This is a genomic window from Candidatus Eisenbacteria bacterium, from assembly GCA_013140805.1.
GTDB lineage: Bacteria > Eisenbacteria > RBG-16-71-46 > RBG-16-71-46 > RBG-16-71-46 > JABFRW01.
In genome coordinates, this window is sequence record JABFRW010000033.1 from 35,339 (window position 1) to 48,048 (window position 12,710).

General features: G+C 68.6%; 9 protein-coding genes. 3 read left to right on the forward strand and 6 right to left on the reverse strand.

All coding sequences use genetic code 11. The features are described from left to right. The first annotated feature begins 113 nt into the window (after positions 1-113). The gene (locus tag HOP12_03530; protein NOT33222.1) at positions 114-1,907 is read left to right on the forward strand and encodes a hypothetical protein; all 1,794 of its coding nucleotides are present in this window, start codon (positions 114-116) and stop codon (positions 1,905-1,907) included. Positions 1,908-2,068: 161 nt separating this feature from the next. After that, positions 2,069-2,581, forward strand: a complete 513-nt coding sequence (locus tag HOP12_03535) for a hypothetical protein (GenBank protein ID NOT33223.1) — start codon at positions 2,069-2,071, stop codon at positions 2,579-2,581. 146 nt (positions 2,582-2,727) lie between these two features. On the opposite strand, the gene HOP12_03540 is transcribed toward HOP12_03535, so the two are convergent. The 3 genes from HOP12_03540 to HOP12_03550 form a co-directional block, all read right to left on the reverse strand. Further along, positions 2,728-3,210 (reverse strand): hypothetical protein, encoded by a 483-nt coding sequence (locus tag HOP12_03540; protein NOT33224.1) that lies wholly within the window; start codon positions 3,208-3,210, stop codon positions 2,728-2,730. Positions 3,211-3,215: 5 nt separating this feature from the next. Then, positions 3,216-5,018, reverse strand: coding sequence for a hypothetical protein (locus tag HOP12_03545; GenBank protein NOT33225.1), 1,803 nt, complete (start codon positions 5,016-5,018; stop codon positions 3,216-3,218). Between the two features lie 93 nt (positions 5,019-5,111). Further along, the gene (locus HOP12_03550; protein ID NOT33226.1) at positions 5,112-5,798 is read right to left on the reverse strand and encodes a phospholipase; all 687 of its coding nucleotides are present in this window, start codon (positions 5,796-5,798) and stop codon (positions 5,112-5,114) included. A gap of 125 nt (positions 5,799-5,923) precedes the next feature. On the opposite strand from HOP12_03550, the gene HOP12_03555 reads away from it, so the two are divergent. Next, the gene (locus HOP12_03555) at positions 5,924-8,383 is read left to right on the forward strand and encodes a T9SS type A sorting domain-containing protein (protein ID NOT33227.1); all 2,460 of its coding nucleotides are present in this window, start codon (positions 5,924-5,926) and stop codon (positions 8,381-8,383) included. Between the two features lie 94 nt (positions 8,384-8,477). On the opposite strand, the gene HOP12_03560 is transcribed toward HOP12_03555, so the two are convergent. Genes HOP12_03560 through HOP12_03570 form a run of 3 tightly spaced genes read right to left on the reverse strand, consistent with a single transcriptional unit; the run spans position 8,478 to position 12,608 of the window. Further along, positions 8,478-9,200: a hypothetical protein gene (locus HOP12_03560; GenBank protein NOT33228.1), complete on the reverse strand. Its 723-nt coding sequence runs from the start codon at positions 9,198-9,200 to the stop codon at positions 8,478-8,480. Continuing rightward, positions 9,197-9,787, reverse strand: a complete 591-nt coding sequence (locus HOP12_03565; GenBank protein NOT33229.1) for a sigma-70 family RNA polymerase sigma factor — start codon at positions 9,785-9,787, stop codon at positions 9,197-9,199. The genes HOP12_03560 and HOP12_03565 overlap by 4 nt, the downstream gene beginning before the upstream one ends. A 28-nt stretch (positions 9,788-9,815) precedes the next feature. Beyond that, complete coding sequence (locus tag HOP12_03570) at positions 9,816-12,608, reverse strand: CHAT domain-containing protein (protein ID NOT33230.1); 2,793 nt, start codon at positions 12,606-12,608, stop codon at positions 9,816-9,818. Positions 12,609-12,710: the final 102 nt, after the last annotated feature.

Genomic DNA, 12,710 nt, shown 5'->3' on the forward strand with positions numbered 1-12,710 from the left:
CGAAACTCTGCCAGCCGATCCCGAGTAAACGACCGGCTCGGCGTCGCGACCTCGCAGCGCGCCCGGCCTCGACTCCCCGCGAGGCAATCGATCGTTCACTTCGCGGAGGCACCATGATCGTCGCTACTCGCCTGAGCCCGTCACCACGCCGCGGTGTCGCGCCGATTCGCAGGTTATCGCTGCTGTGGCTCGCGATCACCGGGCTTGCGCTCAGCGGGCTCGCGGCGGGCCCCGGTCGCGGCTTCGCTCAGGGCCACACCGATACTCGGCGGGTCGTTTCCTCGACTCCCGCCACGGCTGCAGCACTCGCGGACACCGCACGGGTCCGCCGCTGGCGCGAGGAAGTGCGTGCGATCACTCAGCGGGTGAGGCACCAGCACCCGCGACCGTTCGCATTCAGCTCCGAAGCGGCATTCGACTCCTCGGCACGGGCGATCGAGGCGCGCATCGCCACCAGCGACGACGCACGGCTCGCGGTCGAGTGCATGCGCATGGTCGCGGCACTCGGAGACGCTCACACTCAGGTGATCGGCACCCTGCCGCCGCTCGGCTTCACGACCGTGCTGCCGATCGTGATGCGACCGTTCGAGGACGGGCTCTATGTGACTGCCGCCGGTCCCGAATATGCCGCGTGGGTCGGGAGCAAGGTGACCCGCATCGGAGAGCTCGCAACCGACGACGCGCTCGCCCGAGTCGCCTCGGCGACCAGCGCCGACAATCGCTACACGCAACTCGATCGAGCTCCGCTGTTCCTGATGATGCCGGCGCTGCTTCAAGCACTCGGAGTCGTCCCCGACCGCGATCGGGTGTCCCTCGAGATCGAGCGCGCGCCGGGAAAGCGCGAGCGCATCGTTGTCATCGGCGGGCCGCCGCCCGAGGGCTTTCCGTTCGCGTTTCTCGAGACCGAGCCGCCGATTCCGGCCGCCTGGACGAGTGCGCGCCGGGTGACGGCGAACGCACTGCCGCGCTGCGACCAGCGGCCCGAGTCGGCGTGGTGGTTCGAGGTGTTACCGGATTCGCGCGCCGTGTATCTGCGACTGCGTCGTATCGAGCCCATTTCGGGTGATCTCGCCTACTTCGAACTCTATCGACGCCTGTTCGCCGTGCTCGACAGCCTCAAGCCGTCCGCGCTGATCGTGGATCTGCGGCACGATCACGGCGGCAACAACACGATCCTCGATCCGCTGATCCGCGGCATCATCGCGCGGCCGTGGCTCGACCGGCAGGGTGCCCTGTTCGCGCTCATCGATCGCGGCACATTCTCGGCGGCGATGAACGCCGCGGTGTTCCTCGACGAGCGTACGCGTGCGCTCTTCATCGGGGAGCCGACCGGCGGCCGCGTCAATCACTACGGCGATGCGCCGGAACGGGACACACCGAACTTTGGAATGATGCTGCAGGTCTCGACCGTGCCCTGGACGTCGCGGTTCCCGAACGATGATCGCGCGTGGATCGCACCCGAGCACGCGGTGCCGTCCACGTTCGCCGACTGGCGCGAAGCCAAGGATCGCGCACTCGATTCGGCGCTCGAGGCGCTGCGGGAGGGTGCGCTTTCGCCGCGGGTGCTGGCCTCGGCGAAGCGCTCTGGAACCGAGGCGGCTCAGGCGACTTTCGAAGCCTGGAGAGCCGCTCATCCGAGCCCGTGGGAGACCGATCCACACGGCGATCTCGCCGGTTACTGCGCGGACCTCATCGAGGCCGGAGAGTGGCGCGATGCCGCGGTGCTGGGTGAGGTCATGGTGGCGCTCGACCCGCGCTCTTCGATCTCGTGGCGGCTGCTTGGCGAGGCTGCGGCGGCGAATGGAAATCGCGCTCGCGCGGTCGAGTGCCTCAAAAAGACGCTCGAGATCAACCCCCGTGCCCAGGTCGCAGCGATGATGCTGCGCCGACTGGGCGAGAAGCCCTAGCCCGGATCATTCACGAACGTAACGGAGGTCTTCGCGAGGAGCGACGCGAACCTCGCGTGGACGTCTCCGCCGTCGTCCGAGCCAGGGAAGCAGGCTGCGTCGACAGGGGCAGGCTCGACAGGTACGCTGCGGAGCATGTTCGGCGAAGAAGAGTTCTGCGCGTGACGAACGCCGAAACTCAGCTTGCAAGCTACTTCGCGAAGTACGAGCCGGCGATGGCCAAGCTCGGAAAAGCATTGCGCGCGAAGCTGCGTGCTCGACTGCCCGGTCTGTTCGAGATCGTGTACGTGTACGAAAGCCAGAACGCGCTCGTGATCTCGTATTCACCGACTGAGAACGGCTACGAGGGGCTGTGCGCGATCGCGCTATACCCGCGCGAGGTGAAGCTGTCCTTCGGGCAGGGCGCTCGATTGTCGAAGTCGGATCCGAACAAGCTGCTGCAAGGCCGCGGCACGACGGTGCGTCATGTCGTGCTGAACACGGTCGCGGACTTCGACCGCGCGGAGATCGAAGTGTTGATGGCGGCCGCATTGAAGCTCGCGCAGCTGCGTCTCGATGCGAGCGCGAAGGGCTCGGTGATCATCCGAGCCGAGGCACAGAAGCAGCGTGCGCTCCGCGCGAGTAAAGCAGCGCGACCGGCCTCTGCACGTCGGACGGCGAAAGCCCGGCGCTGACTCGCCAGCACGGATGCCGGCGCGGTCCTTCCGAAGGCGGCGGATCGGCGGCTCGGTTCCGCATCGACTACGCCGCTGCGAGGCCATCGCGGCCGACTTGACGAATGAGCCGGGCCAGGGGGCTCGAACACCGGGCGCGACCGCCTTCAGCGTTCCGGCTTCCACGCCGCGCGCAGCTGGATCAGCACGCAGTAGAGCAGCGCCAGCGCTCCGATCGGGGCGAGGAAGATTCCGAGTCCGGGATCGCCCTCGTAGTGCTGGATTCCGCCGAGCAGAAAGCCGAGCGGCATCAGCACCGTGCCGGCGACCAACGCGCGCGAGGCGTGAAGCCGCTGCGTTGCGCCGAGGCTCGGAGCCTCGGCCCAGCGCACGTAGACGAGATTCAGCACCGAGAGCAGCGCGCCGTGAAAGTGTGCGAGCGTCAGGAACTCGCGACGCAGCGGGTCGAGCAGATAGCCGCCGAGCTTGAAGCCATGCGCGAGCTCGAGCACCAGGCCCAGGCACATCCACGCGAACAGCGAGGTCCAGCCGAAGCGACGATGAAGCAGGGCGAGCCGCTCCGCGGCCGCACCTTCGGGCCGTTGCTCCTTCGTCGAGGACTCGCCGCGTGGTTCCTTCCTGGCGCTCATGGGATTCACTCTCCGATCGAAACCAGATGGTTGCTCTGCCGCGCGATCAGGCTCGTGATGACGTCACGCCTGGGCATGAACTCGGCATCGAGCGGGACCGCCGCACCCGGGTGCGAGAGCCGTCGTTTGTCGAGCCCCTGCCACCACGACCACCACGATTGAAGCGCCGCGGTGCGAGCCGCCGGCTCGGCAAGATAGTCGAACGGCGGCGACTTCGGAGCCGCCCCGATTGCCGACTCGCCGACCTCCGCACGTGCGCACAACTCGAGCAGCCCCCGATGGGCGAAGTGCCGCACCGCGGGGTAGGGGTCCTCCATGGTCAGCAGCAGGAAGGGCACAGCCCACAGCCGCTGCGTGGGGTCCGAGGTGTACGAGCGGGCCTGCGCGAGTGCGTTCGCCGCCACCGCGCGCTGCACCACGTCGCCGCCGAACAACGAGCGGATGCTCTCTGCAGTCTCGAATGCGCGATCGCTCGGCTCGTCGTCGGGAGGCGGTGTACCGAACTGTCGCGCGGTCTCTCTCGCGGCCCAGATCGCGGTCCGATCGGTGTGGCACAACGTGCAGGCCTCCGGCATTTCGTTTCTCCACGCCCGCGCGGGTGCCGGGCTGGTGATGCGGTGGCTCGGGTGCACGGTCAGCAATCCGTAAGTGGTGGGCGGCATGTGGCAGGCGTAGCACTCGCTGCCCGAGCCCGCGGCCTCGTGCCCGGTGTGCTTCGACACGTTGCGACCGATCTCGGCGTGGCACTGCACGCAGCCGGCATTGCCGCGCATCGCCGGCTGGATCATGCCGCGCGGATCGCCGCCATGCATGTCGTGGCATGACATGCAGGTCAGGTCGCTCGAGCCGTGGCCCTCGGACGTCAGCAGTCCCTGGTACTCGTAGGCGGTGAGTCGCGGCGTCCCGTCGCTCCAGAATCGCTGGCTCAGATCGGTGCCGGCGAGTTCGGTGTGCGCGTCGATCGGCGTGGTGAAACGACTCAGGTCGTCGCCGGCCGTGTAGGGATCGCCGACCGTCATGAACTCGGCGATGCGCTCGCGCGGGTTCGGCAACCGCTGACCGTGGCAGTGGCCGCAGATCTGGATCTGCTGCATGCGCGGCAGCTCGCGCGGCGATCGGATCGTGGGGTCGCGGTCGCCGAGGTACAACAGGTAGCGCCGGAGCGGATCCCGGTTGCGACGAATGTGCAGATCCGCTGGACCGTGGCAGGCCTCGCACGCGATGCCCAGTTCGGCGACGCGAGCGTCGAAGGTATCGGTCTCGCGGTTCAGTCTCGGCTGAGCCTTCACGTTGTGGCAGAAGATGCAGTTGCTGTCCCAGTCGGTTCGATGGGCATTGAACGCGGTGGCGTCGGGATCGAGGAAGCCGCCGTTCAGATGGATCCACCGGCGTTCCTCGATGTTCCACGCGACCGGCAGGCGGACGTGCCGGTCGCCGACTCGCGTCACGTATTGCTGAATTCGACGCGAGCCGACCGTCATGGCGATCTCGTAGCGTTCCATGGTGTTCGCGGGAGACAACGTCTCGACGAAGAACCGCTCGCCGTCGCGCGTGAATCGCGACGTGACGCCCTGATAGGTGAGGCTCGCGTTCTCGAAATCGCCGACCACCGCAGTGGCGCGTGCAGGCTGAGTCATGGTGCGGTGGAAGGTGCGATGCCAGGTCTCGTAGCGCCCCGGGTGGCACATCACGCACTGCTCCGAGGTCGCATAGGCGACCTGCGGCAGTTCGACCGGCGTGCGCAGCTCGCCGGTGATTCGCGCGCCGATGGCGACCGTCGCTGCGAGGGCCGCGAGTGCGGCGATCACGAATCCTGTGGCGCGGCGAATGCGTGGAGAGGCCAGGGGGAGCTCCGGGTTGAGTGGGAGCGGCGACGGGTCGTCGAGCGTGCGACGACGATATCAGTCCCGCGTCGCGGCGCCGATCGACTCGAGTAATTCGCGGCCGGCCTGGATGACCTCGCTCGACCACTCGTGACCACCCACGAATGGGAGGCTTCGAACCTCGCAACCGCCCGTGCGCAGGAACTCGACGTCGGCCGCGAGCGCCGCGGGCGGATAGTAAGTGTCCAGCGTGCCGGTCGCTGCCACGATACGCGGATGTCGTGCGAGCGGAGCGTCCTTCAGTTCAGGCGGCAGGTCGCCGCCTGCCACCAGCAGGCCATCGCATGCGTGGCGCCCTCGGAACGCGGCCCGGTAGGCCATCGCGACGCCCTGCGAGAAGCCGGCGAACACACATGCGGTGAAGGGGCCGAACTCGCGCTGTAACTCGGCTCCCGCGGCGTCGACGTACGTGAGGTTGTCGGCGATTGCATGCTCGCGATCCTCGCGCGTCATCCAGTTCGCGACCACTTCGTCGGTGCGCAGTGCATAGAACGGATGGAGTGCCTGGACCGCGGCCACCAGCCAGGTGCCGGTGGGGTCGAGTGCCGCCAGCGAATCGAAGAACGAAGTCGCGCTCTGTCCGTAGCCGTGGAATCCGATCAGCGCCGGGCGCGGGCGCCCGCCACGTGCCGCGCGGACCAGCATCCGGCCGTGGACCGGGGTGCTCACGAGTCGCAATTGGGGAGCGGCGGGTTCAGTCGGCATCGCGCGTCGCCTCGAGGGGTGTCGGGCGAGAATAACGGCGAGTCGGCCTGTTCGCCTCATGGGGCTCGGACGTAGTCGAGAGTGCAGCCGGCAGGTGCCGGCGGACACCCCTCTGGAGGCTATGAATGCATTCGCGATATGACGTTTCCATTCGAAGCGCGCTTCTCACCGTACTGGCGTTCGCGCTCGCCGCCGGCCCCGCACAGGCGGCGTGGCTCCCCGACGCCTACGTGGGCGGCTTTGGGTTGTCCACCACGACGGCGACCCACGCCAATCCGACCGCCATCGCGGACGGCGCCGGCGGCGTCATCGTGGTGTGGCAGGACCAGCGCAATGGCGTCGATTACGACATCTACGCGCAGCGCATCAACGCGCGGGGTGACGCGCTGTGGACGGCGAACGGCGTCGCGGTGTGCAGCGCGACCAATGCCCAGATCCTTCCGGTCGTCACCTCCGACGGTGCCGGTGGCGCCATCATCGCGTGGCAGGACTTTCGCAATGGCAGCCACTACGACGTGTTCGCTCAGCGCGTGAACGCGAACGGCACGACCGCGTGGACCGCCAGCGGCATCAACGTGTGCAACGCCGCCGGGATTCAGGAAGCGCTCGCCATCATCAGCGACGACGCGGGTGGCGCGATTCTGACCTGGCAGGACCTTCGATCGGGCGGGACCAACGACATCTACGCGCTTCGCGTGGGGCCGACCGGCACCTCGCTGTGGACCGCGAATGGACGAGCGGTGAGTGTGGCGGGTGGGTCGCAGCTGGCGCCGAGGCTGGCGTCCGACGGCGCCAATGGCGCGATCATCAGCTGGCACGACCTGCGCGGCGCCAACTACGACATCTACGCGCAGCGCGTTCCCGCCAGCGGCATCCCGCAGTGGACGGCCGATGGCGTGTCGGTGTGCAACGCCGCGGGCAATCAGACGTCTTCGATGATCGTCTCCGACTATGTCGGCGGCGCGGTCATCACCTGGGATGACGCGCGCTCCGGCACCTCGGACATCTATGCGCAGCGCGTGGGTCCGAACGGGACGACGCTGTGGGTCGCCAACGGCTCGGCGGTCTGCACCGCGACCAATGCGCAGGTCACGCCTTCGATCGCCACCGACGGCTCGGGCGGTGCGATCATCGCGTGGACCGACTGGCGCGCGGTGGCCACCAACTCGCAGGACATCTATGCCCAGCGAGTGAACGCGGCAGGATTCACGGCATGGACTTCCAACGGCGTGCCGCTCCACACCACCACGACCGGGGCCCAGATCGCCCCGGTGTGCGTGAGCTCGGACGGCCTCGGCGGTGCGATCATCTCGTGGGCCGACTCCCGCAGCATGCTCAACTACGACGCCTACGCCCAGCGCGTGGGGCCCAACGGCACCCGCTACTGGAATGACGAAGCGCTGGTGACCGGCGCGGTGCTCGATCAGTACGTCATCGCACTCGTGAGCGACGGCGCGCAGGGCGCCTACGCCGTGAGCATCGACAATCGCAATGGCGTGTTCAAGACCTACGCGCAGAAGCTCAATGCCAGCAGTTCGCTGGGTGACTGCACGCCGCGCATCGTGTCGGTGCGCGACGTTCCGAATGATCAGGGCAGCTTCGTCAACCTGCGTTTCGATCGCAGCCGGCTGGACCTCCAGATCGACGATAATTTCCAGGTCGATTACACGATCTGGCGCCAGGTCCCGAACGCCGCGGCACTCGCAGCGCTCAAGGGCGGTGCTCGGCTGCTGGCGGCCGGCGAGCGTGCGGAACGGGGCGGCGCCGATCGCGGGCTGCTGCGAAAGACGGTGGAGATGAACGGCGTCACCTATTACTGGGAGCAGTGGGACTGGGTGGATGGTCGCGGCATTCCGAGCTACGGAGCCGTGCTCGAGACCACTTCGGACTCGCTGCCGAGCTCGAATCCGCGCACGCTGTACATGGTCGAGGCGCAGTCGTACGAGGACGGCGACTACTGGTACTACCAGTCAGCTCCCGACAGCGGCTACTCGGTCGACAATCTGCCGCCGGGTGCTCCGGGCTCGTTCGCGGCTCAGTACGCCGCGGGCACCACGCAGCTGCACTGGGCGCCGGTCGTGGCACCCGACTTCGCGGGCTACCGGCTCTATCGCGGCGGCACGCTGACGTTCACTCCCGGCCCCGGCAATCTGGTCCAGGCGGTGTCGGACACCGGCTACACCGACGCTGCGGGCGGGCCGTACGTCTACAAGCTCACCGCGGTCGATCTGCACGGCAACGAATCGCCGATCGCGACCGTTGCGCCGACCGGCATCGTCGACGCGCCGCCTGCGGGTCCGGCGGTGTTCTTCCTGGGCGCGCCGGTTCCGAATCCAGCGCGCGCGAACCTCGGGGTGACGCTGCGCTTCGGGCTTGCCCGGCCGGGCGAGGCGCGAGTGCGCGTGTTCGATGCACAGGGTCGACTGGTGCGGACACTCGAGAGCGGGCCCCATGCCGCGGGCGAGCATGTGGCGCGCTGGGATGGACGAAACGATCACCACGTACCGCTCGCTGCGGGGCTCTACTTCGTGAGGCTCGAGGCCGAATCGCGAGTCGCGACCACGCGCGTGACGCTGCTGTGGTGAACGCCGCCCGGTAGCTCGAGGATTTCGAGCGCAACGCCCCGTCGACCGAGTCGGCGGGGCACTTGCGCATCTCGCGAGCGAGTCGGTTGCGACGTCAGGGCGCGATCAGGACCCGGGCGCGCGAGGTCCCGAGCGTGTCGCCGGAGCGGACCGCGGCCACCTGCACCACGATCGTCTCGCCTGCAGGAAGCGTGAACGGCAGATTGGCGAGTGCCGAGTGGAACGAAGTCGTCGACAGTGGGCCGAGCGTTCCGATCTCCTGCAGCTCGGGGGTGAAGATCCGCACCACGTAGCCTTCGGCATCAGAGACGCCGGCCCACTCGAGGTCGAGCCCGCCGACTCCCAGTTCGGCACGACCGAGCGCGAATTCGGCGATCGCGCGCTCGCCGCGCAGCACCGGCTCGCCGCCACGGGGTGCCGGTGTCATGGCGAGGCGAGGCCACACCGCGACCCCGCCGAGCACGAGTGCGAGAACCGCGAACGCGAGCGCCGGCCGCAGCGAGGGATGCAGCAGCCGCTCGAGCCACGAGAGTCCGGTCGCGTTCGCGCTTCGTTTTCCGGAGGTCGCGTCGGCGATCGGACGCGCGGAGGAGCCCGCAATCCCGGTCATCGAAGCGACGACCTCGTCGAGTCGGGCGGCGGCACGCGCGACGTGATCGGACTGCAGCTCGGAGCCCGGCGAGAGGAACAACCGGTAGCTCTCGAGAAGCGAGGAGCAGCGTGGACAGTCTCGCGCATGCCGGCGGCGCGGGTCCGACTCCGAAAGGGCGAAGACCTCGGCCAGCGCCTCGGGCTCGAAGCAGTCCTTCGACTTCATGACACCGCCCTCCCTGATTCCTCGAGCGCCGCCCGCAATCGCCGCCGCGCCCGCTGCAACAGGGCTCGCGCGCCGGTGGCGTTCTCGAGCCCCATCACCTTCGTGATCGATTCGACCGAGAGCCGCTCGATGCATCGCAACCACAGCGCGCGCCGCTCGGCCTCGTCGAGCTTGTCCATCATGAGCTGCCGCAACCGTTCTTCGTCCTCGGCTCGCTCGTAGGCTGCATCGGGCGCTGCCGCCGGATGCTCGGCGGCGTCGGGGTCGGCGTCCTCATCCACGAGCAACGCCGGTGCCGAGACCGCCTTGAGACAACAATTCCGCGCAATCACGAACAGCCATGACGAGAACCGCGACCGACCCTCGAACGACGACATCGCGCGATACGCGCGCAGCAGCACGTCCTGCGTCAGATCCATGGCGCGGTCCGGATCCCGTACGTAGCGGAAACACCACAAGTAGACCTGGCGATGGTAGCGACGCAACAACTCGGAAGCCGCCTCACGGCTGCCGACACTGTCCGGATCGCGAGCCGCGATCCGCAGCAGTGTTTCGTCATCTCGCTCGCGGGTCGCAGAACCCGTCATGCAGTGAGAGCCCCCGTGGGGCCGGAAATCACACCGGGATCCCGGAAAGGCGCCGGCGGTCCCTCGAGGTCCAGGCGAGGAGCAGCGAGAGGAGCGCCGACACCCCGCCAGCATAAGCCGCAACCCGGTTCGGCAGAAGGGGATGCATTCGGACCGGAACCCCGAGTGCCGCGTCGCCCAGCAGCACGAATCCGGACCAGTAGAACGGGTGGACGGTGCGCGGATCGGCCCGCACCGAGCGCTGCGCCCGGGCGAGCGCCCGACCGGCATCGTCGCCCAGCGTCAGCCGTTCGTAAAAGCGCCGCACGATGCGGGAGGTGGCCTGATCGTCGACTGGCCACAGGCTCGCGACCACCGCCGGCGAGCCGGCCGCCAGGAACGCACTCGCGAGGCCTGCGACACCTTCCCCGGAGCGCACTCGATTGCCGACCGAGGCGCAGCTCGCGAGCACCACGAGATCGGCATCGAGCGAGAGCTTCGCGATCTCACCGGCGGTCAGCATCTCGCCGTCGGCTCCGCGCAGTCCCGGCAGCCGCGTTTGCCAGGGGCGCAGATCGTCCGGCTGCGTGTGACCCGCGAAGTGAACGATCGCGGTACCCGCCAGATCGGCGACCACCCCGCCTCGTCCGAGTACGCGTGCCTGATTGAGGTGGGCGCCGATCCACGCCAGCTCGGAGCGCGCGCCCGCGAGCCGAAGTGAAGAGTCGCGAGCGCCGAGTGCCACCACGCCGCGTTGCCGCACCTGCGTGCGACCGCGCGCGATGCGCCGCAGATCGGCGAGCAGCGAGGCGGCCGGCAGGACGCTCACTTCGCGCTGGGCGAGCAGCGGCTCCGGGCCGGTCCCGAGATCGACCATCAAGGCTCCGACCGGAACCAGATGCAGCGCATCGTCCCCGATCACGAATACCCGCGACTGGGTCGCGAGCAGATCGCGCACCGGATCGAGCAGCCGGGCGCCGAGTGTCGCGAGCACCCGACGGGTCGCGAGGGAATCGAGTCGCACCTCGCCCGCAGGCTGTGAAATGACGTCGCGCGCCAGTGCGAGCTGACGCCACAGCCCGCGCGGCGGCAACGTGACCAGCCGGCAGGAGTCTCGCGTCACCGCGAACAGCCACGCATGATCCGCGGCGATGAAGAAGTCCAGCAGCAGCTCACCGGGCGCCAGGGTTTCGAGCTGCAGCGTCGCGAGCTTGACCGGCTGGAGCCCCGCGCGGTCCGCGCGGCGGCTCGGACGCGGGCCGAAGGTGCGTTCGATCAGCGTGCGGGCCTTGAATCGCTGCAGGCGGTCGAAGGCGAGCTCCGTCCGACGGGCCGCGCTGCCTGACTCGCCCACGATGGTCAGCGCGAGCCACTCGCTCGCCAGCGTGCGCGATTCGATCGCCAGGGTCTCCCGCCACTCGGCGGCCGAACTGCGGCTGCGCCCCGACTCCCACGACGTGACCGCGGAATCGAGCAACGCCAGTGCCGCCACCGTGTGGCCGCGATCGCGTTCGACGCGGGCCAGCATCGTGAGGGCATTCGCGATGACGAAGCCCTCGGCGATCGTGCGGCCCCCGGTGAGTGCCCGTTCGGACCAGCGTCGACACGCGGCTGCGTGACCGAGACGGTACTCGGCCTCGGCGAGCACCAGATGCTGCCACGCGAGAAACGCGATCCCGATCTTGCCTTCGAACGAGTTGAGATGGCGTGCGATCAGTGCACGCGCGCTGTCGGGCTGGTTCATGGCGAGGAACGTCATCCCCAGTCGCGTGACCGCGATCGCGCGCACGTCGATCTGCGCCGACGGCTCGTCCATCGCGGCGCTGAATGCGGTCGCGGCCTCGCGCAGTCGCCCCTGCTCGGCTCGCACCCGGCCGATCTGGCTCAGCACCATCGGAATCTGCGGCCGAAGCCCGTTGTCGCGGCATGCGGTCAGCAACGTGTCGAGCAGCGCGAGCGCTTCGTTCGATCGGCCCAGCGTGGCGAGCGAAGAGGCGAGATCGGCACCCGGGTACGCCGCCTGCGAGAACAGTCCGAGCCGTCGATAGGTTTCGTACGAGGCACGCTGGTATTCAGCGGCGAGCGACAGATCGCCGCCGGTGGTCTCGATCATCGCAAGGTTGCCGAGCGCGTGGGCGATATAGGCCGACTGCACATGGATGCGGCTCAGCTCGAGCGCGCGCAGGTTCGAGCTCCGCGCGGCTCGATAGTTGCCGAGGCCGAATTCGGAACGTCCGAGTCCGAGGCGCGCGAGGATCTCGCCATTCGGCTCATCGAGCGCCGCCAGCGAATCGGCGGCGCGCGCATATTCGTCGCGGGCCCGCCGGAAGTCGCCGTCGATCACCGCGTACCAGCCGAACGAAATGTGTGCGCGTGCGTCGTGGACTCGATCGCCGATGCTGCGGGCCAGACGCTGCATGCGCTCGGCCACCGGACGGGCCTGGCTGATGCGACCCTGCTGCTGGAGCGCGAAATCTTTCCAGCGCAGCGCATTCACCAGCGTGAGCGTGTCGCGAAGTCGTTCCGCGAGCTGCACCGCTTCGTCGATGGCGGCGGCTCCGAGCGTCACGTCACCGCGGCGAATGCGAAGCTGGCCCTCGCGCCGCAGCAACCACAGCACGGCGATCGAGTCGCGCCCCGCGCGGGCGCTGCGCAGGTGGGGGGCGAGCAGCGTCAGCACCTGCTCATGAGCGCCGGCTTCGTAAAGCGAGTCGGTATGGCGTGCGACTGATTCGAGCCCACGCCCGGCAGGGGCAGGCCTCGCGTCCGCGGCCGCATGGGCGCCGGTCGGCATGGCTCCGGCGACCAGCAGCGCGATGGCGAGAGAGAGCGGGAGGGCCACGCGAGCAGTCACCCCACAATGCTACGGACCGCGCTGCTCGCGGCCAAGCGCCTTCCCGATCAAATCCGGTCCCGGATTCGCTCCGTAGCCCCGACGTGGTGG